21 protein-coding genes and 1 tRNA gene are annotated in these 21,770 nt (G+C 30.3%); 13 read left to right on the top strand and 9 right to left on the bottom strand.

Annotated elements, in window-relative coordinates; genetic code table 11:
- Window positions 1-873 carry a murein hydrolase activator EnvC gene (locus GFJ99_RS00785; protein WP_008255372.1) on the bottom strand — a complete coding sequence of 291 codons (873 nt, stop codon included), beginning with the start codon at window positions 871-873 and terminating at the stop codon, window positions 1-3.
- 130 nt (window positions 874-1,003) lie between these two features.
- Here GFJ99_RS00785 and tatA point away from each other — a divergent pair, with 130 nt between their 5' ends.
- Window positions 1,004-1,210, top strand: coding sequence for a twin-arginine translocase TatA/TatE family subunit (gene tatA / locus GFJ99_RS00780; RefSeq protein ID WP_008255371.1), 207 nt, complete (start codon window positions 1,004-1,006; stop codon window positions 1,208-1,210).
- Between the two features lie 63 nt (window positions 1,211-1,273).
- On the opposite strand, the gene GFJ99_RS00775 is transcribed toward tatA, so the two are convergent.
- A complete protein-coding gene (locus tag GFJ99_RS00775) occupies window positions 1,274-3,400 on the bottom strand; it encodes a Tex family protein (protein ID WP_153207112.1) in 2,127 nt (708 codons plus the stop codon).
- A gap of 53 nt (window positions 3,401-3,453) precedes the next feature.
- Between GFJ99_RS00775 and GFJ99_RS00770 the strand changes: the two genes are divergently transcribed.
- The gene (locus GFJ99_RS00770) at window positions 3,454-3,726 is read left to right on the top strand and encodes a DUF1294 domain-containing protein (protein WP_153207111.1); all 273 of its coding nucleotides are present in this window, start codon (window positions 3,454-3,456) and stop codon (window positions 3,724-3,726) included.
- On the opposite strand, the gene GFJ99_RS00765 is transcribed toward GFJ99_RS00770, so the two are convergent.
- The 3 genes from GFJ99_RS00765 to GFJ99_RS00755 all read right to left on the bottom strand — a co-directional run bounded on the left by GFJ99_RS00765 (window position 3,691) and on the right by GFJ99_RS00755 (window position 5,955).
- Window positions 3,691-4,524, bottom strand: a complete 834-nt coding sequence (locus tag GFJ99_RS00765) for an NAD(P)H-hydrate dehydratase (protein WP_153207110.1) — start codon at window positions 4,522-4,524, stop codon at window positions 3,691-3,693. The genes GFJ99_RS00770 and GFJ99_RS00765 overlap by 36 nt on opposite strands.
- A 24-nt stretch (window positions 4,525-4,548) precedes the next feature.
- A complete protein-coding gene (rpiB, locus tag GFJ99_RS00760) occupies window positions 4,549-4,980 on the bottom strand; it encodes a ribose 5-phosphate isomerase B (protein ID WP_153207109.1) in 432 nt (143 codons plus the stop codon).
- A gap of 738 nt (window positions 4,981-5,718) precedes the next feature.
- A complete protein-coding gene (locus GFJ99_RS00755; RefSeq protein ID WP_153207108.1) occupies window positions 5,719-5,955 on the bottom strand; it encodes a DUF2007 domain-containing protein in 237 nt (78 codons plus the stop codon).
- A gap of 123 nt (window positions 5,956-6,078) precedes the next feature.
- Here GFJ99_RS00755 and rnr point away from each other — a divergent pair, with 123 nt between their 5' ends.
- The 5 genes from rnr (at window position 6,079) to GFJ99_RS00730 (ending at window position 11,378) form a co-directional block, all read left to right on the top strand.
- A complete protein-coding gene (gene rnr, locus GFJ99_RS00750; RefSeq protein ID WP_153207107.1) occupies window positions 6,079-8,256 on the top strand; it encodes a ribonuclease R in 2,178 nt (725 codons plus the stop codon).
- Between the two features lie 348 nt (window positions 8,257-8,604).
- Window positions 8,605-9,279, top strand: coding sequence for a head GIN domain-containing protein (locus tag GFJ99_RS00745; protein WP_008255361.1), 675 nt, complete (start codon window positions 8,605-8,607; stop codon window positions 9,277-9,279).
- Window positions 9,280-9,372: 93 nt separating this feature from the next.
- A complete protein-coding gene (locus GFJ99_RS00740; RefSeq protein ID WP_008255360.1) occupies window positions 9,373-10,068 on the top strand; it encodes a LysE family translocator in 696 nt (231 codons plus the stop codon).
- A gap of 16 nt (window positions 10,069-10,084) precedes the next feature.
- Window positions 10,085-10,717, top strand: a complete 633-nt coding sequence (locus GFJ99_RS00735) for a GldM family protein (RefSeq protein ID WP_153207106.1) — start codon at window positions 10,085-10,087, stop codon at window positions 10,715-10,717.
- A gap of 25 nt (window positions 10,718-10,742) precedes the next feature.
- Window positions 10,743-11,378 carry a GldM family protein gene (locus GFJ99_RS00730; protein WP_153207105.1) on the top strand — a complete coding sequence of 212 codons (636 nt, stop codon included), beginning with the start codon at window positions 10,743-10,745 and terminating at the stop codon, window positions 11,376-11,378.
- 102 nt (window positions 11,379-11,480) lie between these two features.
- Here GFJ99_RS00730 and GFJ99_RS00725 read toward each other — a convergent pair.
- Window positions 11,481-11,551 (bottom strand) — tRNA-Cys (locus tag GFJ99_RS00725).
- Between the two features lie 123 nt (window positions 11,552-11,674).
- On the opposite strand from GFJ99_RS00725, the gene GFJ99_RS00720 reads away from it, so the two are divergent.
- Entirely contained in the window at window positions 11,675-13,594 is a 1,920-nt protein-coding gene (locus tag GFJ99_RS00720) for an LTA synthase family protein (protein WP_008255356.1), read from the top strand.
- Window positions 13,595-13,597: 3 nt separating this feature from the next.
- Entirely contained in the window at window positions 13,598-14,332 is a 735-nt protein-coding gene (locus GFJ99_RS00715; protein ID WP_153207104.1) for a phosphatase PAP2 family protein, read from the top strand.
- Here GFJ99_RS00715 and folB read toward each other — a convergent pair.
- Complete coding sequence (gene folB / locus GFJ99_RS00710) at window positions 14,329-14,688, bottom strand: dihydroneopterin aldolase (protein WP_153207103.1); 360 nt, start codon at window positions 14,686-14,688, stop codon at window positions 14,329-14,331. The genes GFJ99_RS00715 and folB overlap by 4 nt on opposite strands.
- Before the next feature lie 125 nt (window positions 14,689-14,813).
- On the opposite strand from folB, the gene GFJ99_RS00705 reads away from it, so the two are divergent.
- Window positions 14,814-16,508: a glutamine--tRNA ligase/YqeY domain fusion protein gene (locus GFJ99_RS00705; protein WP_153207102.1), complete on the top strand. Its 1,695-nt coding sequence runs from the start codon at window positions 14,814-14,816 to the stop codon at window positions 16,506-16,508.
- Window positions 16,509-16,958: 450 nt separating this feature from the next.
- Here GFJ99_RS00705 and GFJ99_RS00700 read toward each other — a convergent pair whose 3' ends face one another.
- Window positions 16,959-17,930: an SPFH domain-containing protein gene (locus GFJ99_RS00700; protein ID WP_153207101.1), complete on the bottom strand. Its 972-nt coding sequence runs from the start codon at window positions 17,928-17,930 to the stop codon at window positions 16,959-16,961.
- A 258-nt stretch (window positions 17,931-18,188) separates the two neighbouring features.
- Here GFJ99_RS00700 and GFJ99_RS00695 point away from each other — a divergent pair, with 258 nt between their 5' ends.
- The 3 genes from GFJ99_RS00695 to GFJ99_RS00685 all read left to right on the top strand — a co-directional run bounded on the left by GFJ99_RS00695 (window position 18,189) and on the right by GFJ99_RS00685 (window position 19,981).
- Window positions 18,189-18,836 carry a PorT family protein gene (locus GFJ99_RS00695; protein ID WP_153207100.1) on the top strand — a complete coding sequence of 216 codons (648 nt, stop codon included), beginning with the start codon at window positions 18,189-18,191 and terminating at the stop codon, window positions 18,834-18,836.
- 80 nt (window positions 18,837-18,916) lie between these two features.
- The gene (locus GFJ99_RS00690) at window positions 18,917-19,399 is read left to right on the top strand and encodes a hypothetical protein (RefSeq protein WP_153207099.1); all 483 of its coding nucleotides are present in this window, start codon (window positions 18,917-18,919) and stop codon (window positions 19,397-19,399) included.
- Window positions 19,400-19,405: 6 nt separating this feature from the next.
- Window positions 19,406-19,981 (top strand): hypothetical protein, encoded by a 576-nt coding sequence (locus GFJ99_RS00685; RefSeq protein ID WP_153207098.1) that lies wholly within the window; start codon window positions 19,406-19,408, stop codon window positions 19,979-19,981.
- Window positions 19,982-19,999: 18 nt separating this feature from the next.
- Here the strand turns inward: GFJ99_RS00685 and gltX are convergent, their stop codons facing one another.
- Window positions 20,000-21,502 (bottom strand): glutamate--tRNA ligase, encoded by a 1,503-nt coding sequence (gltX, locus tag GFJ99_RS00680; protein WP_153207097.1) that lies wholly within the window; start codon window positions 21,500-21,502, stop codon window positions 20,000-20,002.
- Window positions 21,503-21,770 lie beyond the last annotated feature (268 nt).

Raw genomic sequence — 21,770 nt, 5'->3', positions numbered from 1 at the left:
TTAATTGAAATTGATAAATTGTGTTGGATCTATAGGGAAACCATCTTTCCATAATTCAAAACGAAGTGTTGCGCCTGAATTTTGACCATTATTAGCGTTTCCGGCAAGGGCAATTACTTCACCCGATCTTACGATATTTCCTTGTGATTTTGTTACCGAAGCTGCGTTTTTATATACCGATAAAATATCATCTTTATGACGAACAATTATCACATAGCCCGAACTCGGTGTCCAATCGGAAAAAATGATGGTTCCAGCCGCAACGGCTTTTATAGGTGTATTATTTGTTAAAGCAATTTTAACTGCTAAATATTTATTTGCTACATTATATTTCTGTAAAATAGCACCTTGAGCCGGCGGAAATAAAACAAAACTTACTTTAGGTTTTGAAGTTTCAAATACATTGTATTTGTCTTCTTTAATTACTTTATCTCTTAATTCTTGCTCTTTTTCTGTTGGAGAAAGTTCAGAAACATCAATATCTGAAACCTCTAATGCTTTAATAGAATCTTTGTTAAGTTTTGCGTATTCTAAATCGCCTGTTAATACTTTTTTGATAGAAGCAATATAGGCATTGTTGATTTTTACCGATTTTTCAAGAGAATCTGATTTTATTGCCATTTCTAATGCTTCTTGTTTTAATTTTGAAGAAGCATACCCCGGAATATATTCGCGCAAAGGTGTAAATGCAATAATGTAAGTCGTAACAAAAATGATTAAAATAGCTCCAATTGTTCCCACAACAAAAACATTCATTAAGTTTAATTTTAATGAAAAGGTTTCTTCAAAAGTGTCTTCGTTAAGAATAACTAATCTTCTTTTATTATATAACTTTTTTAGAAGTAGTTGTCGTTTTAGCTTTTTGTTAGCCATTTTTTGAACTAATTTATATCACAAATATACTAAATACAACGTGTTTGTAAATTGAAAGCTGATAATAAATAGTTAAAAAATAATCATTTGTTAATTTCTTTATATCTTTGTACTTTAAATTTATGAAATCATGAACACATTAGCTATATTTTTAGGAGTTGTAGGAATGCCTCAAATAATTTTAGTAATTGTTATTGTCGTATTACTTTTTGGAGGTAAAAAAATTCCGGAATTAATGAAAGGAATTGGAAGCGGAATTAAAGAATTTAAAAACGCTGCCAAAGACGACCAACCAGCAAATTCTAAAAAAGAAGAAGAAAGTAAAGAAAAAGAATAGTTTTTCTTTTCAATATTTAAAATCCCAAATTCCTTTTATTGGCATTTGGGATTTTTTTATTTTCTATAAAATCATCGTCAACTGAATTCTCTTTCTCGCTTCGTCTACCTCAACAACTTTTACTTGCACATGTTGGTGCATTTTTACTACTTCGTTTACATCGGAAACAAAGCCCTCTTTTAGTTGGGATATATGTACCAAACCACTTTCTTTGATGCCTACATCTACAAAACAACCAAAAGCGGTAATGTTATTTACAATACCAGGTAAAATCATGCCAGTTTTTAAATCTTTAATAGAACGAACGTTGGGGTCGAATTCGAAAATTTTAGCTGCTTTTCTTGGATCTAATCCTGGTTTTTCTAGCTCTTTTAAAATATCTTTTAAGGTTAAAATTCCAATTTCAGCAGTGATGTAATTTTCAGGTTTTATCTGCGCTATTTTTTCTTTGTTAGCGATTAAATCCGTGGTTTTGATGCCTAAATCTTTTGCCATTTTTTCTACAATTGGATACGCTTCAGGATGAACAGCCGAATTATCTAACGGATTTTTTCCTTCTTTTATTCTAATAAATGCCGCAGCTTGTTGATACGCTTTTTCACCCAAACGCGGTACTTTTTTCAATTGTTTTCTATCTTCAAAAGGGCCATTTTCTGAACGATAGGCAACAATATTTTCCGCCATTTTTTCACCAATTCCAGAAACATAACTCAACAATGATTTACTTGCGGTATTGATGTTAATCCCAACGGAATTCACACAACTCATCACAGTACTATCTAATGCTAATTGTAATTTAGTTTGGTCTACATCGTGTTGATATTGTCCAACACCAATCGATTTTGGATCAATTTTTACCAATTCAGCCAACGGGTCACTTAGTCGTCTTCCAATCGAAACCGAACCACGAACGGTTACATCATAATTTGAGAATTCTTCTCTAGCAATTTTACTTGCAGAATATACTGATGCTCCTGCCTCGGAAACCACAAAAACTTGAACTGGCTTATCAAAAGCGATTTTTTTAATGAAAAATTCCGTTTCGCGAGAAGCGGTTCCGTTACCAATAGAAATCGCTTCAATATTATAGGCATTCACCATCGAACGGATTTTTTTCATCGCCATAGCGGTATCGTTTTGTGGCGCATGTGGATAAATAGTTTCGTTGTTTAATAAATCACCTTTTTCATCCAAGCAAACCACTTTACAACCTGTTCTATACCCAGGGTCGATGGCTAGGATTCGTTTTTCGCCTAATGGTGGCGCCAATAATAACTGACGTAAATTTTCCGAAAACACATCAATCGCTTTTATATCGGCTTTTGCTTTTGATTCTTGTAAGGTTTCGTTTGAAATAGCAGGTTCTAACAAGCGTTTATAGCTGTCTTTAATTGCCAATTCTAAATGTTCCGTTGCATCCGAATTTTTATTTTTAATGATGTTTTCTTCGATGAAATCTATTGCTTCTTCTTTTTCGATGGCAACATTCAATTTCACAAAACCTTCGGCTTCGGCACGTAACATGGCTAACAGACGATGCGATGGCGCTTTGGAAATGGGTTCTGCCCAATCGAAATATTGAGAGAATTTTTGAGCCGCTTCGTCGTCTTTTTTGGTTTTAACAACATTGGTTGTGATTTCCGCTTTTCGTTGGAACATTCTACGAAGATTTTTACGAATAAAGATATTTTCGTTAATCCATTCGGCAATAATATCGCGAGCGCCTTGTAAAGCCTCATCTTCGTTTTTGATGTTTGCATTCAAATATTTGGAAGCCAAAAACTCAATATCATCATTTCTTTGACTCATGATGATTTTTGCTAATGGTTCTAATCCGTTTTCACGAGCTTTATCTGCTTTGGTTTTACGAGACTTTTTATAAGGCAAATAGAAATCTTCCAATTCTTGTAAATCGAAACTGTTTTCAATTTTTGATTTCAATTCGGGTGAAAGTGCATTTTGTTCTTCAATAGATTTTAAAATGCTTTCTTTTCGTTTGATGATTTCATCAAATTGCTTGTTTAACTTCGAAATGGCCTCGATTTGTACCTCATCTAAATTTCCAGTTTGATCTTTTCGGTAACGCGAAATAAACGGAATGGTGCAATCTTCTGAAAGTAATTTTATAGTAGCTTCGATGCTTTTTGAAGCAATGTTGGTTTGGTTTTGAATGAATTGAATATTGATCATTGTAAATAAAATTGAACTGCTAAAATACTATCTTTGGACAAAATTATTAGCTTTTGGGAGTACTATTTATTTATTTAATTGTGATTAATAGCCTCTGTTTCTTAACTTATGGCTACGATAAATGGCAAGCTAAAAACAATAAAAGACGCATTTCAGAATTCAATTTGCTTTTATTAGCTGGTGTTGGTGGAACTATTGGAGGATTAATAGGAATGAATTTTTTTAAACACAAAACCAATAAATTTTCTTTTATTTTGAGTTACTACGCTATTGTGATACTTCAGATTGTTTTATTGTATTTCGGAATTCAAACTTTTAAAAGCTAAACCAATATTATCGATTACATCAGTTATTAACATGCTTTCTTCGCTTTGCGTTTGAAGTGTAATATCAGCTGCTAATCCATGAAGATAAACACCTAATTTTGAAGCTTCTAAAGCAGTATAACCTTGTGCTAAAAATGAAGTAATCATTCCGGTTAAAGCGTCGCCAGAACCTCCTTTAGCTAAACCTGAATTTCCGGTAGTGTTCTCAAAAGTCTGAATTCCATCCGTGATAAACGTTTTATGTCCTTTTAAAACAATGACACAATTTAATTCCTTAGCTTTTTTTATAGCTGTATTTCTTCTTTCAGATTCTGAATGATGTTCACCGAATAATCTGTCAAATTCTTTTGGATGTGGCGTGAGAATAAATGGGAAATTAAAGTTCTTCCAATCAATTTTAAACTTCGCAACTAAATTCAAAGCATCGGCATCAAAAACAACGGGAAGTTTATTTTCGTACAATTCGTAAATGTATTGTAGACTGATTTCATCTACGCCAATTCCGGGACCAATTCCAATCGCTTGATAAGGAGATAAATCATTCATCACACATGTATTTTCATACATGGCTTCGGGAATAGAATTGAAAAGTACATTTTTGTTTTCAGGAGAAAAAGCTACAGTTAACAATCCAACACCCGAACGCAAACAAGCTTTGGAAGCAATAATAGCAGCACCCATTTTGTTTGTGCTTCCTGCTATTAACAAAGCATGACCTTGTGTTCCTTTATGAGAATCACAAGGTCTTTTTTTATAACTTTTTTGAATACAATTCAAATCTAATTTTACAACTTCCATTTGAATTGATTTTAAGATTATTGATTATTTACAGGCGATTTTTTTCACGCGATTTCCGTGTCTTCCGCCTTCAAAAGAAGTATTTAAAAAAGTATCTACCATTTCAATAGCTTGCTGAATAGAAGTATAACGAGCTGGAATACTTAAAACATTAGCATCATTATGTTGACGAGCCAAAGCTGCGATTTCTTTTGTCCAACACAAAGCCGCACGAATATCTTGATGTTTATTCACTGTCATAGCTATTCCGTTTCCAGAACCACAAATAACAATTCCAAAATCTGCCTTTTTACTTTCTACATCGTAGGCTACAGGATGACCAAAATCAGGATAATCTACACTATCAAAAGTATCGGTTCCGTGGTTATAAATAGTATGTCCTTTTTCTTCAAGAAATTGAACAATTGCTTTTTTGTAGTCAGGACCTGCGTGGTCGTTTCCAATTGAAATTTTCATAAGTTGTTGTGTGTTTTATCTATGCAAAAATACTAAAGATATAGGAGTAATAATAATATGATTTGTATTTTGATATTTTTTTAACCAAATCATTTAAAATCAATTAATTATATAATAAAGTAAACTAAAAATTACACATTGTTAATTTCTTTATGTAAATCGTTGATAATCAGTTAACCTTAATTTAACATTAATTGTTAACAACTTTGGATAGAAATTTAGAAGTTTTTTTAGGTTGTAATAAAAAAATTAGTAATCCAAAATTGAAATTAAAAATCCTAATTTAGTTTCGTGAATTTTTAGAAAAGTTATCAATAGAAAAAAATCAGTTTTCAACAGAAATCAATAATTGAAGTTATTTACAAAACGAATATAAAATCAATTTTTAACAACTGTTAATAACTAAAAATTAAAGGATTTAGAAGGTCTTATTTTCAGCTCTTTACTATTTTTATATATTGTTAATTACGTTGTATAAGTAACGATAACTTTTAAAAACTACTTCTGTAAAAAAACTTATTCTACATATTAACAGGCTATAATAACCATCATAAATTTAAATTTAATTAAAAATATTTTTTGTTGTATTTAATAAATGTTGAAAACTTTTGATTTTAAAAAAAAATAAAAATATTTCTTATTCAGATTTTGATACTTATTACACTTATACTTTTTAGTAATTTAAAATTTTAATAAAATAAAAAAAGGACTTACAGTAATGTAAGTCCTACTATTTTTTTAATCAATTATAAATTTTTCTTTTTTCTTTTTGATTAAAATATTTTTAACTACTTCAATATTTTCCTCTCCAACTTTTAAACTAATATTTCCTAAACTCATACTTGATAATGGATCAACAGAAACTACCGTTTCATCTTGAATTATATATGGAATTTTTTTTCGTTCCAAAATACTTCTTAAACTCATTGTTTCTCGTTGGTTGTTAAAAATAGCTACTACTACAAAATCATTCATATCTTTTACATTTTTCGTTAGATAACAAATATACGAAAAGTTATTTTTTCATTAAAACTAAGGTTTCAATAGTGTTAAATTATAACTATTTCGTAACTTTCAACTTTAATAAGAAAAGATACAATGAGTAAGAAACCAAAAAAATTAAATAAAAAAGTAAAAGATTTCACTGCACAAATATTTAAAATACTTTCTAAAGAACCTTCTAAATCATTTAATTACAAACAAATAGCTGCTGTTTTAGAATTAAATGATACTAAAAGTAGAAATGAAATTATAAGAGATTTAAAAATTTTAAAAGCGCAAGATAAAATACATGAAACTGAGATTGGAAAATATCAAATAATTTCAAAATCAGAATATTATGAAGGAGTTATTGATATGACTTCTCGTAAAACAGGTTATTTTGTTTGTGACGAATTAGAAGATGATGTTTTTGTTCCGTTTATTAACTTAAATCATGCGTTAGATGGTGATAAAGTGAAAGCTTATATTTACAATAGAAGAAGTTCACGCAAACCAGAAGCTGAAGTTTTAGAAATTTTAGAACGTAAAAAATCAGAATTTGTTGGCGTTATCGATGTGCAAAAAAACTTTGCTTTTGTAACAACAGCCAATGCTAAAATGTATACCGATATTTTCATTCCAAAAAATAAAATTGGTGATGCAGAACACGGAGATGTTGTTTTAGTAACCTTAGAAGATTGGCCTAAAAAAGCCGATTCTCCTTTTGGTTCAGTGATAAAAGTATTAGGAAAACCAGGCGAACACAATACAGAAATTCACGCGATTTTAGCAGAATATGGTTTACCGTATGATTTTCCAATTGAAGTAGAAGCGTATGCAAATAAAATAGATACTTCAATAACAGAAGAAGAAATAAAAAAACGTCGCGATATGCGTGATGTTTTAACCTTTACGATTGATCCAAAAGATGCCAAAGATTTTGATGATGCATTATCGTTTCAAGTGTTAGAAAATGGAAATTACGAAATCGGAGTTCATATTGCCGATGTTTCGCATTATCTTCAAGAAGGAACTATCTTAGATGATGAAGCGTATAAAAGAGCTACTTCAGTTTATTTAGTTGATAGAGTTGTTCCAATGTTACCAGAAGTGTTATCCAACTTTGCTTGTTCGCTTCGTCCACATGAAGAAAAATATACGTTTTCAGCGGTTTTTCAATTGAATAATAAAGCGGAAGTTTTAGATGCTTGGTTTGGACGAACCGTAACGTATTCTGATCAACGTTTTGCGTATGAAGAAGCACAAAGTATCATCGAAACAAAATCAGATGTTATTCCAGTTGAAATTTCATTAACTGGAAACGAATATAGTGTTCCAAAACCAATAGTTGATGCTACTTTAAAAATGGATGAATTAGCTAAAATTCTTCGAAGAAAAAGAATGGCAGCAGGCGCTATTTCGTTTGATAAAGTAGAAGTAAAATTCAATTTGAATGAAGATGCAGAACCAATTGGTGTGTACTTCAAACAAAGTAAAGATGCGAATCATTTGATTGAAGAATTCATGTTGTTAGCGAATAGAAAAGTAGCAGAATTCATTGGAAAACAAAAGAAAACATTTATTTACAGAATTCACGATGAACCAAATGAAGATAAATTAATCAATCTTCAAACCGTGATTGCTAAGTTTGGTTATACAATAAATTTCCGATCTAAAAAAGATATTTCGAGTTCTTTGAATAATTTACTTTCGGAAGTTGTGGGTAAAAAAGAGCAAAATTTAGTAGATACACTTACGATTAGAAGTATGAGTAAAGCTGCGTATTCTACTGAAAATATTGGTCACTACGGATTAGCATTTGATTATTACAGTCATTTTACATCGCCAATTCGTCGTTATCCGGATGTTATGGCACACCGTTTGTTACAATTTTACATAGATGGTGGAAAAAGTGTAAGTGAAGATGAATACGAAGAAAAATGTGTGCATTCTTCACAAATGGAAGGTTTAGCCGCTCAAGCCGAAAGAGATTCAGTGAAATACATGCAAGTAAAATACATGCAAGATCATAAAGATGAAGAATTTTTAGGTGTAATTTCTGGTGTAACCGAATGGGGAATTTATGTAGAAATCATTGAAAACAAATGCGAAGGAATGGTTAGAATTCGTGAAATTAGAGATGATTATTACACTTTTGATGACAAACAATATGCTTTAGTAGGTGAAGTTTCTAAAAATATTTTACAATTAGGAGACGAAATTTACGTTAAAGTAAAAAATGCCGATTTAGTGAAGAAACAATTAGATTTTCATTATTTGAGAAAGAGAGAGTAATTTTAGTGATTAGTTAGATACAAAGTTGTCATTTCGACATAAGAGAAATCTCATAATTAAGATGAAGTTAGTTGAATTTGTAAAAAGAAATATTTCAATATTTAGTTTACTTGCCTTTTTATTATTGTGTTTTATATTATTTGTAAACCCTGATCAAAATAAAAGTGCATCAGTAGCAGGTTGGATATTTGTAAGTAAGTTTTTCTTTTTATTTCTTTTCATAATATTGATTTTATTAGATTTTTTATTTAAAAACATTATTTCCTCAAGAATAAAATTAAACAGTATCGAACTAATAATTCTATTAATTCCCGTTCTATATTTATATTTTATAATTTAAAAAAAATCATGAAAAAAACATTTTTAACCTTTATAACCTGTTCCATCTTTTCATTTGGAATAGCTCAAACCGAAAAAAACGTAGGTGATTTTACTAAAGTAACCGCTTTTGATAAAATTGATGTCAACTTAGTAGCATCGACTGAAAATAAAATTGTTTTAACCGGAGCTAATTCGCAAGAAGTTGAAGTTGTAAATAAAAACGGAGAATTAAAATTAAGAATGCCTTTTACAAAAATGTTAAGTGGCGACGATGTTTCTGCAACGGTATATTATAAAAAAATTGACGCTGTAGAAGCAAACGAGGGCAGTAGAATTGCATCAAAAGATGAAATTATTGCTATTAATTTTGACATCATTTGTAAAGAAGGTTCTGAAGTTAAATTACTTAATTTACAAGCCGATAGACTACAAGTTCGTGTTTCGCAAGGAAGTATTGTAACTACAAAAGGAACGGTTAAAAACCAAGATATTTTATCTAATTCAGGCGGAAAATACGACGGTCAAGATTGTGTAACAGAACAAACCGTAGTTACCGTAAATGCTGGCGGAATAGCACATGTTTATGCTACAAATTTTGTAGACGCTAAAACAAGAGCTGGAGGTGAAATAAAAATCTATGGAAAACCAAAACAAATCAACGAAAAGAAAATCGCTGGAGGAACTATCGAACAAGCGAAATAATAGTAATCAGTGTTCAGTTTTTAGTTGGCAGATTTTTTCGTAAATTCGTATTTTATTAAACGCACTGAACACTAATAACTGAATACTGAACACTTGCATTTACACGATATACTTACTGCTATTCCTTGGGGACTTTTGTTAGCTTTTTCAATTGGTCCTGGATTCTTTGTATTATTAGAAACCAGTATTACCAAAGGTTTTCGAGCAGCTTTTACTTTTGATTTAGGAATTGTTTTTAGTGATGTTATTTTTATTTTAATTGCGTATTTAAGTACCAATCAATTATTAGAACAATTAAAAGATAATCCTACACTTTTTGTTATAGGTGGAATTATCATGACAACTTACGGATTAATTTCGTTTATTCAATTGAAAAGAAATTTTAAGAAGCAAACAGAAATAGAACAAGACGAAGATAATATTCCTAAAAAAAATTATTTTGCTTTATTCTTCAAAGGGTTTTTATTGAATTTCATCAATATTGGTGTTTTAGGTTTTTGGATGATGATTATCATTACATACGGACCTCAGATGGAAATGAATACTTCACGAATTTCTGTTTTCTTCGCTGCAATTTTAGTGTTTTATTTGGCTTTCGATGTAGCTAAAATATTATTAGCAAAGCAATTGAAACACAAATTAATTCCAGCAAATATTTACAAAATCAAACGAGTAATTAGTATGGTAATATTAATATTTGGTTTGTTTTTTATACTACAAGGTTTCTTTCCAAAAGAAAAAGAAATGATTACTAATAAGTTATTACCTGATACTGCAGTTACGGAGTAATTTAAAATTTCATACTATGAAAAAGCTTCTTTTATTCTTACTAATTTTTAGTTTTCATAGTTACGCTCAAGACACTATTCCAGCTGCAAAAAGCATTATTGCTTTAGATAAAATGAACGTCGTTTATCGTGGTGTTCCAAATCCTATTTCAATTGCTGTAAATGGAGAAAAATCATATCTTGTTTATGGAAAAGGTGTATCAAAAAAAGAGGACGGAAGTTATGTTCTTCGTCCCGGTTCTGGAAATGAAACCAAAGTATTTGTTGAAATAGAAAATTTTGATGGTTCTAAAGTTGTTGAAGAACATATTTTTAGAATTAAAGGATTGCCTGCACCAATTGGAACTTTAAATGGTGAGTATAGTACTAATGGTTATTTAGTATTTACAAAAGAACAATTTAGAAATGCAAAAGTTGGTTTTATTTTTCTTTATTTTCTTATTGATGTTGATTTTCCAATACTTTCTTTTACAATTGTAAATAACAAAAAAGAGATTCAAATTAACGGAGATACAATAAATGAAGAAGCATTTAATTTTATTAAAAATCTAAAAAAGAACTCAATAATCACTATAAAAGATATTCGTTATCCAACATCTCCAGAAGCTATTCCAAGAAGAATAGAAATGAAAGTTTTGTTGATTGAGTAATCAGTAATTATATATTTTTAAACTTATGAAATACATCTTATTCCTCTTAATTTCTCTATCAATTTACGCCCAAGACACCATTCCAGCTTCAAAAAGTGTTATTGCTTTAGATAAAATGAATGTGGTTTATCGCGGTGTTCCTAACCCTATTTCAATAGCGGTTAACAATGCTAAATCGTATGTTATTTACGGAAATGGTGTTTTAAAAAAGGATGATGGAAAATATGTTCTTCGTCCCGGTTCTGGTAATGAAACCAAAGTATTTGTTGAAATAGAAAATTTTGATGGTTCAAAAGTTGTTGAAGAACATGTTTTTAGGGTTAAAGGATTGCCTGCTCCAATTGGAACTTTAAATGGTGAGTATAGTACTAACGGAAATTTATTTTTTTCTTTAAAAGAACTTGAAGAAGCTGAAGTTAGTTTTAAGTTTATTGATTTTCTATTCCCAATTAATTCAAATGTTACTCACTTTTCTATAAAAATTTCTGATTATCCAATTATTAATATTGAAGGTAACAAACTTACAAGTGATGTTTTTAATTTACTAAAGAAAGCTAGAAAGAATGATTTAATTGTTATTAGCCATATTAGAGCTAAGTATATGGAAGGTGATGGTTATCATAAATCAATAGGACCAATTATTTTTCAAATTGTAAAATAGAAAAAGTTTTAAAGACATCACCCTGAATATCTTTAATTAATTTTTTTAGATTCTTTAAAAATGACAAACAAAAAAACCTCCTAATTACTTAGAAGGTTTTAGAGGCATCTCCCGGATTCGAACCGGGGTAGACGGTTTTGCAGACCGCTGCCTAGCCGCTCGGCCAAGACGCCATTGTTTGAACGGACTGCAAATTTACATTTTATTTCTTCTTTTCCAAAAATATTAAGCAATTATTAAGTAGAAATAATAAGTTTTTAAGTTTAATTTTGTGCAAAACAAATAGTTAATTAATTATGAAGAATTTACGTTATTTAAAGCCCGTTATTAATTTTTTATTAATAGGAATATGTATTTCCACAATTAGCAGAATTATTCTTTTTTTTATTTTTAAAGAACGTGTTGAAGAAGCTCAAAATTACTTACAAATTTTCCCAATTGGTCTTCGTTTCGATTTAATTCTATTATGTTATATAGCTTTTTTACCCACTGTTTTAATTACTTTATTACCAGATAGTTTCCTTCAAAAAATAAAGAAATTTTTTAATTTCTATTTTATATTATTTCTGTTTCTTTTATTAGTTATGGAGTTGTCTACATTAGATTTTATTAATCAATATGACACAAGACCTAATCGTTTGTTTTTAGATTATTTAATTTACCCTAAAGAAGTGGTTGGTACACTTTTAAAAAGTTATTTATTCTCCTTAATATTAACAGCAATTGTATTAGTAATTGCTTTATATTTTGCCTTTAAATATGGTAAAAAATTATTTTATCCGGTTGCAGGAAGTTATAAAATCAAATTACTTTTATTTCCTTTAGTAGCTTTTTTATTATTTTTTGGCGCTCGAAGTAGTTTAACATCTAAAAGACCAATAAACGCAAGTAACGCCATTTTTTGTTCGGATCAAATGACAAATTCATTAGGTTTAAATTCACTTTATACCGTTGCTTTTGCCGCCTATTCTTTAAAAAATGAAGGTGATGTAAAGAAATACGGAAGAATGGATGAATTAGAAGCGTATTCTCGTGTTAAAAAGTATATGGATGTGACCGAATTTATCAATAACGAAATTCCTTTTTTACATAAAGTGCAACCCGATTCGGTGCAACCTAAATACAATATTGTAGTATTTCTTCAAGAAAGTTTAGGAGCCGAATATGTAGGGTGTTTAAATGGTTTACCATTAACTCCCGAGTTAGATAAATTATCTAAAGAAGGTTTGTTGTTCACTAATTTATATTGTACAGGAACAAGAAGTGTTAGAGGTATTGAGCAAGTGGTTTCTGGGTTTTTACCAAATCCATCTGAAAGTGCCGTTAAACTAGGCGGCGCGCAACAAGGATTTTTTACCTTAGCCCAGGTTTTTGGTAAACAAAATTACGACACGAGTTTTATATACGGTGGTTTGTCTAATTTTGATAATATGGCTTCTTTTTTTAACGGAAACGGATTTAAAAATATTATTGATGAATCTGATTTTGATTCCGATGGAAAAAAATATGCTTTTAAGGGAACTTGGGGATATTCTGATGAAGATTTAGCAACAAAAGCAAATGAATATTATAAATCTTTAGGTGATAAATCATTCTTTTCTTTAATGTTTTCTACTTCAAATCACGAGCCTTTTGAATTTCCAGATGGAAGAATTCAACTTTATGATAAAAAGAAAAATACTGTCAATAATGCAATGAAATATGCCGATTTTTCTATTGGTAAATTCTTTGAATTAGCTAAGAAAGAAGCTTATTTTAAAAACACCATTTTTGTTGTTATTGCAGATCATAATACAAGAACTTATGGTAAAAACTTAGTTCCTGTAAACAAATTCCATATTCCCGCTTTAATTATTGCACCTAACGTTACAAAAGGAAGCACTTATGATAACCTAGCAAGTCAAATGGATATTCCTTCTACTGTTCTTGCTTTGTCTGGAATTACAACTAATTCTACTATGCCAGGAAGAAACTTAATGAAGTTACCTAAAGAAACTAAAGGTAGAACAATTATGTTGTTTCATGAAACCTATGCTTTCCGTGTAGGAGACGACATTGTAATTATCAATCCTAATGCAAAACCATTACAATTTAAAGTAAAAAGTGACACCGAATTAATCCCAGTTGCTTTAAATGAAGAATTAGCAAAAGATGCTTTAGCTCATATTGTAGCTTCAAGTAATTTATATAAAAATAGATCTTATAAATTAGAATAAAATATGAAAATGTTTGTTTTTACATTGTTTCTTTTCAATGTAACCTTAGGACAGGTGGCTTCTGATTCTATAAAGAAAACCACTTTTCAAAAAGTCAAACCTTTTATAATTCCTTCAGCTTTAATAACATTTGGAGTATTAGGAATAGAAAGTGATGGTATAAAATCTTTAAACGCAGAAATAAGTGCAGAAGTTAAAGAACATATTGATCAAAAATTAACGATAGATGATTTTTCACAATATCTTCCAGCGGCTTCTGTTTATGGTTTAAATGCTTTAGGAATAAAAGGAAAACATAACTTTAAAGACAGAACTATCATTTTAGGAACATCTTATTTACTACTTACATCAACTGTAATGCCATTTAAATCTATTACAAAAGTTGATAGACCAGATGGTTCTTCAAATAATTCATTTCCATCCGGACATACAGCAACAGCTTTTGCTGGAGCCGAATTTTTATGGCAAGAATATAAAGATGTATCGGTTTGGTATGGAATTTCTGGTTATTTAGTTGCTTCTGGTACAGGTTTCTTTAGAATGTATAATAACAGGCATTGGTTAACAGATGTAGCTGCAGGAGCAGGTATAGGAATTGTTAGTACAAAACTTGCCTATTTACTGCATCCTTATATTTCAAAGCTATTTTATAAAAATGAAAATCATAAATCATCCACTATGCTTTTGCCTTTTTATAACGGAAAACAAGGAGGATTTGGCTTTGCCATGCAATTTTAATTTCTAAACTCTTCCATTTCAATAGTAACCGCTTCAACATCTCCTCCAATAGGTGGATTTAGTTTCGAAACCGCAATTTTTATTCTAGAAACTTGAGCTAATTCATTGAAAGTTCTTACAATAATTCTGTGAGCAACATGTTCTAGTAATTTTGCTCGAATAGCCATTTCTTCTACCACTATTCTGTTTAAATCTAAATAATCTACGGTATCGTGAAGTTCATCTGTAGTAGCAGATTTACGTAAATCGGTTTTAATTTCTAAATCAACTCGGTAATCAGAACCTATTTTTCCTTCTTCAACTAAACAACCATGATAAGAAAATGTTCTGATATTTTGTAATTTAATAGTTCCCATAAAATTTTAGTTTAAGGTTTTTTTAGTTTCAAGTTGTTTTCTTTATCCAAAGTTACATAAAACCTGAAACTTTTAAACTTGAAACTTGAAACATTTTCTATCTTTGCATAAAAGATAGAAAAACAATGTCAACAGAAGAAAAATCATTGAATTTTATAGAGCAAATCATTGAAGAAGATTTAAAAAATGGTTTGTCATCAGATAAATTACGTTTTCGTTTTCCACCAGAACCAAATGGCTATTTGCATGTAGGTCACGCGAGTGCAATTTGTTTAAATTTTGGTTTAGGAATCGATTATAATGCGCCAGTAAATCTTCGTTTCGACGATACCAATCCATCAAAAGAAGAGCAAGAATACGTTGATGCTATTAAGCGCGATGTTGAATGGCTTGGTTTTAAATGGGATAAAGAATGTTATGCTTCTGATTATTTCCAACAATTGTATGATTGGGCAGTGGAATTAATCAAAAAAGATAAAGCGTATGTAGACAGCCAAACTTCGGAAGAAATGGCGCAACAAAAAGGAACACCTACGCAACCAGGAACCGATTCTCCTTATAGAAATCGTTCTATCGAAGAAAATTTAGACTTATTTACACGTATGAAAAATGGTGAATTCGAGAAAGGAACTCACGTTTTACGTGCTAAAATTTCTATGGGCGCCAATAATATGTTGATGCGCGATCCTATTATTTATCGTATCATGCACGCACATCATCACAGAACAGGAAACGATTGGTGTATTTATCCAATGTACGATTGGGCGCATGGTGAAAGTGATTATTTAGAGCAAATTTCACACTCTTTTTGTACATTAGAATTTTTGCCTCATCGCGAATTATATGATTGGTTTTTGAATCAAATTTATGATGAATCAAAGGTGCGTCCAAAACAAAGAGAATTTGCACGTAGAAATTTATCACATACTGTAGTTTCTAAACGTAAATTATTGCAATTAGTTGAAGAAAAGCATGTTACAGGTTGGGATGATCCAAGAATGTCAACCATTTCTGGCATGAGAAGACGCGGTTATACGCCTAATTCTATTGTAAATTTTGCTAAAACTATCGGAATTGCAAAACGTGATAATTTGATTGATGTTTCGCTTTTAGAATTCTGTGTTCGTGAAGATTTGAACAAAATTGCACCACGTGTAATGGCGGTTTTAGATCCAGTGAAATTAGTAATTACCAATTATCCTGAAGGACAAGAAGAGTGGTTAGAAGCTGAAAATAATCCGGAAGAAGAAGTAATGACGTACAGAAAAGTGCCGTTTTCTAAAGAATTATATATCGAAAGAGAAGATTTTCAAGAAGAAGCACACAAGAAATTTTTCCGCTTAACTTTAGGAACTGAAGTACGTTTGAAAAATGCGTATATCATTAAAGGTGAATCAGTTATTAAAGATGAAAACGGAAAAATTACTGAAATTCATGCTACTTACGATGTAGATTCTAAATCAGGAAGCGGTACAGAAGCAAGTCAAAGAAAAGTAAAAGGAACCATTCATTGGGTTTCTATTCCTCATGCAAAAGAAGCTGAAGTTCGAGTATACGACAGATTATTCACAAACGAAAGTCCAGATAAAGACAAAGAAGTTGATTTTAAAGAATTTATCAATCCAAATTCGTTAAAAGTAATTACAGGTTATGTAGAACCAAGTTTAGTTTCTGCTAAAGAATTAGATCATTTCCAATTTCAACGTTTAGGATATTTTTGTGTAGACAGAGATTCAAATCCCGAAGCTTCGGGAGGAAAATTAGTTTTTAACAAAACAGTTGGACTAAGAGATACTTGGGCAAAAATTTCAGAACAATAAAAATTTCAAAATTTTGTCAAATCGAGCGAAGTCGAGATTTTCTTAATAATTTAAAACCTGCAAGTTTTCCTTGTAGGTTTTTTATTTAGTATAAGTAATATTAATTACTATTTTTTGTTCTATAATATTTTATTATTATTATTAAAATCTATTAAAATTAAATTTTTAATAATTAAAAACTTAAAAAAGTGACTTTCATAAATGAATTGTAAGAAAAAAACTTTTTTTATTAAGGTGAATTTACATCTTCAGTAATGAAATGGTCTAAAATCGCTTAATTTTAATTTTAGCTAAAAAAAAGCCTATTTTTAATCCTGACAGTTTTCAAAAACCTGTCAGGATTCTATTTTTAACAATTAGACACAAAAAAACCACCAATTTTAAATTGATGGTTTTAAAAATTTATTATGTCATACTGTCCCGAAGTTTCGGGATTATTTCAGCATCAATTTATACTTCTTCAGACTCTTCTGTTCCAAATTCGTCTTTTTGATGTTTCTTTGAAACTTTCTTGATATTTCCTTTTTTCATCATTTCACCCACTTGGTTTGACGCGCTAAATGAAGCGACCATATTGTTCAACATATCACTTCCGGCTTGAGGTGAGTTTGGTAATAAAATTAAATTACTATTTGCATCCGCACCAATCGCTTGTAAAGTATCATAATGTTGTGTTACCACAATTAAAGCCGAAGCTTCTTGAGAATTAATTCCCACTTTGTTTAACACGTCAACACTTTCTACTAAACCACGAGCAATTTCTCTTCTTTGGTCTGCAATACCTTGACCTTGAAGTCTTTTACTTTCTGCTTCTGCTTTTGCTTTAGCCACAATTCTAATTCTTCCAGCTTCAGCTTCATATTCTGCAGCTGTTTTCTCACGATCGGCCGCGTTAATACGGTTCATCGCATTTTTAACTTGAATATCTGGATCAATATCTGTAATTAACGTATTGATGATGTCATAACCATAAGTCGTCATCGCTTCGTTTAACTCACGTTTTACCGCAACTGCAATATCATCTTTACGCTCAAAAACGTCGTCTAATTTTAATTTTGGAACTTCGGCACGTACAACGTCAAACACATAAGATGTAATTTGGTCGTGCGGATATTCTAATTTATAAAATGCCTCGTACGCTTTTTCTTGTAATACTTTAAACTGAACCGATACTTTCATCTTAACAAAAACGTTATCTTTAGTTTTAGTTTCGATGATTACATCTAATTGTTGAATTCTTAAATTTACTTTTCCGGCAATTCTATCCACTACAGGTATTTTTAAATGTAATCCCGAATTACGAATGCTGTGGAATTTTCCAAAACGCTCAACAATAGCTACAATTTGCTGTTTTACAGTGAAGAATGATGAAAAAAGAACAATTAATCCAATGAAAATAATTGGAAACATGATAAACTCCATAATTTTTATAGTTTTAGTTATATTCTAGTTATACGCTTTTTAAAGTAAAAAGTTACAAAAATCATTTTTTAAGTTTACTTTTGGCACTTCTTTTACTTTAAAAAAGGAATTTAACCACATAGAAATATAGATTTTTTAAATAAAATTTAAAGTATTTTATTTAAGATAGTCAATATAGCTATGTAAAACAATCTATGGTAAACTTTAACTAGCGTAAAACCTACGTTTCTATCTGGTTTATTATTTAAAAAATAGTATATGAGAAAATTAACTTTTATTATTTTATTGATTTCTACAGTTGCAATTGCGCAACGTGGTTATAGAGATAGTAACAGAATAGGTATTGGAGCCGGAATAACTAAATTAAATATTTATACGAGTAACTTTACTATAACGCCAGAATTAGGTTGGATTGGCGGATTTAGTGTTAGAGGAAACTATTATAACAACTGGCAAATGAGTTTTGGTATGTTTTTTACCGATAGTAATTTTTCTATTCCAACAATAAAAGGATTGCAACACACACAAACGAATTTTAAAATGTCGGCGGTTCAAATTTATATTGTACCCAGTTATGTAGCTATTGAAGACCATTTGAATTTAGAATTTGGTCCTGTGTTACAAGTCAATGGAAAATTATCTATTAACAAAGAGGATGAAACCAATGTATTAGTAGACCAACCGAGTTTTATAGCAAAAGATATTGTAGATGTAACAAAAATAAACGCTAATTTCTATATTGGGGTTAATGGAGGATTTAAAAATATTAGAGCTAGAATTGGTTATCAATATGGTTTAACGAATTTCTTCGGCAACTTAAAGAACAATGATAACGTTAAGTTACTTGGTGAAAAAATGAAAGGAAATATTGGATTAATTAGTGGTCAGATTACAATATATTTGTAAAATACTTACAAAAAAATAAAAATCGAAAGCTCAAATATAAAATATTTGAGCTTTCTTGTTTAACAACTAAATTATTATTTATGAAGAAAATCATTTTTTTAATTATTCTTGGTTCTTTTATGCAATCTTGTTTTATAATGAAAGCCATAGAAACACCTAAAATGCGTAAGGAATTTACTGAGAAGAATGATGCAATTCCACCTGAATTTGGTGAAGATAAAAATGCTGTTTTATTAGTAATAAAAAGAGGTAGGAATAGTTATGATAAAGGTTTAAAATCCGCTGTTAAAAGATATAGTGGAAAATATTTATTAATCAATAGAGATGAATTAGTAAATTATACAGATTTAAATAAATATAGATATATTTTTGATTATTCTGGTGGTAGTACACACACAACTCATTACAGTAATGGTTTGTCAGCTTCTTCTACATATAAGAGATTTTATGTTTATGACAGATTAAATGACAAAAGCTATCAATCTGGTGCAGAATTTACTTTTTTTGGTAAAGCAATGAAAGTATATTTTGAGAATTTGAATATCAAGTATAATTCTAAATAAACAATTATGAGTAAAACATTTTTTTCTATTATATTTTTCTTGTTTTTGAATCTTTCATTTTCTCAAAAGAATAATTTATATGTCTACGAAACTTATCAAGACTATGTTAGTAATAAACCAATTGATTATGGTTTAGCAACAGGTTATGGTATGACATTGGGTACTAGATATATTATTACTAAAAAGGAAGGCAAAGAAAAAAAGATTAAAATCAACAAAATGTGGGGATTTAAAATCGGTGATTATCTTTATAGGTTTAGTAAGAAAAAAAACGTTCCTGTTTCATATTTAAAGAATGAATTAGGATTATGTTTTTATATTGAAGCAGATTTTACTTTACGAAAAGCCGTTTGGGGTGTTGATTACTTTAATTCAACCGATCACAATAATGATGGATATTTTTACTCAGATGATTTGAATTCTGAAATTAATGAAATTTCTAAAATTCTAAAGATTGATAATCCATCTCCTGAATTAAAAGTATTTATAGAATGTATTAAAGATGCTAACGAAAGATACGGAGATCAAGCTAAATTTAATGGTTACACAAAATGTATTTTACCTGAAAAAGAAAAGCCCTGAATTATCAGGGCTTTTCTTTTATAAACTAGCAATCGCTTTTTCTATTCTTTTCACCGTTTCGGCTTTTCCTATCATTTCGATAATGTCGAATAAATGTGGTCCTTTTAAAGCTCCTACTAAACTTAATCGTAACGGTTGCATTACTTTACCCATTCCAATTTCGTTAGCTGTCATCCATTCTTTTAATAAGGTTTCGATGTTAACGGATGTAAAATCTTCTATTTTTTCTAATTCAGAAATCACTTGTTGCATTAATACTGGTGTTTCCTCTTTCCAGTTTTTAGCTGCTTTTTCATCGTAAGATCTTGGCGCTTCAAAGAAATAATCGGCTAAATCCCAAAACTCATTCACAAAATGTGCTCTTTCTTTAATCATTCCCACAATCTTTCTCAAATCGAGCGAAGTCGAGATATTTCTTTTAACTAAATCTTTTTCAAAAGCCTCCGCCAAACTTGCATCACTTTGCTTTTGTAAATACTGATGATTGAACCATTTGTTTTTCTCAGGGTCAAACTTCGCTCCTGCTTTGTGAATTCGGTTTAAATCAAATTTTTCTACCAATTCTTCTAATGAGAAAATCTCTTGTTCGGTTCCGTCATTCCAACCTAATAAAGCTAAAAAGTTAATCACCGCTTCAGGGAAAAAACCGTTTTCTCTGTAACCTGATGAAGTTCCTTCTTCCGTCTTCCACTCTAAAGGAAACACTGGGAATCCCATTTTATCGCCATCACGTTTTGATAATTTTCCGTTTCCAATTGGTTTTAAAATCAATGGTAAATGCGCAAATTCGGGTGCGTTCCAACCAAAAGCTTTGTATAATAAAACGTGTAATGGCATCGATGGTAACCATTCTTCACCACGAATTACATGCGAAGTTTCCATCAAATGGTCATCCACAATATTCGCTAAATGATAAGTTGGCATTCCATCCGATTTGAATAATACTTTATCGTCTAATAAATTCGTATCAAATTTAATATCGCCACGAATAATGTCTTTTAATTCTAAAATTTCATTCACAGGTGTTTTAAAACGGATAACATAATGTTCACCATTTGCAATTCGTTCCGCAACTTTTTCACGTGAAACCGTCAACGAGTTATCCAATTGATCTCTTACCGAATGATTATAAATAAACGTGTTTCCGTTTGCTTCTGCTTCTTTTCGCATCACATCTAAACTTTCAGCCGTATCAAAAGCATAATACGCCCAACCTGAATTAATCAGTTGGTCTGCATATTGTTGGTACATCGCTTTGCGTTCGCTTTGACGATAAGGTCCGAATTTTTCATTTTTTCCAACGGTTTCATCAGGTGCAATTCCCAACCATTCTAAAGCTTCAAAAATATAAGCTTCTGCTCCTGGAACAAAACGCGTTTGATCGGTATCTTCAATACGTAAATAGAAAACACCACCATGTTTTTTGGCAAATAAATAATTGAATAAAGCGGTTCTAACACCACCAATATGCAAAGGTCCTGTTGGACTTGGTGCAAATCTTACTCTAACTTGTTTTGACATTTTATTTTTATTTTTCTTTATTGTCACACTGAGCTTGTCGAAGTGTTGTGCAAAGATAATTAGAAGTTAGAAGTTGGAAGTCAGAAGTTTGAAAAAGTTATATTTTTTAATCTATTTCATAGTGTTTTTACCACATAGAAACATAGTTTTGTTTGAGTTCTCTATAATCCTTATCGTATTCACATAGCAATACTATGATTTCTATTGCTAGTGTAACGCCTTTTTATATTTTATTCACCATGTTTCTATGTGGTTTTAATTTTCTCAT

This window comes from Flavobacterium sp. LMO6, from assembly GCF_009495795.1.
Classification (GTDB): Bacteria; Bacteroidota; Bacteroidia; order Flavobacteriales; family Flavobacteriaceae; genus Flavobacterium.
This window is presented reverse-complemented; position numbering and strand designations above follow the sequence as displayed.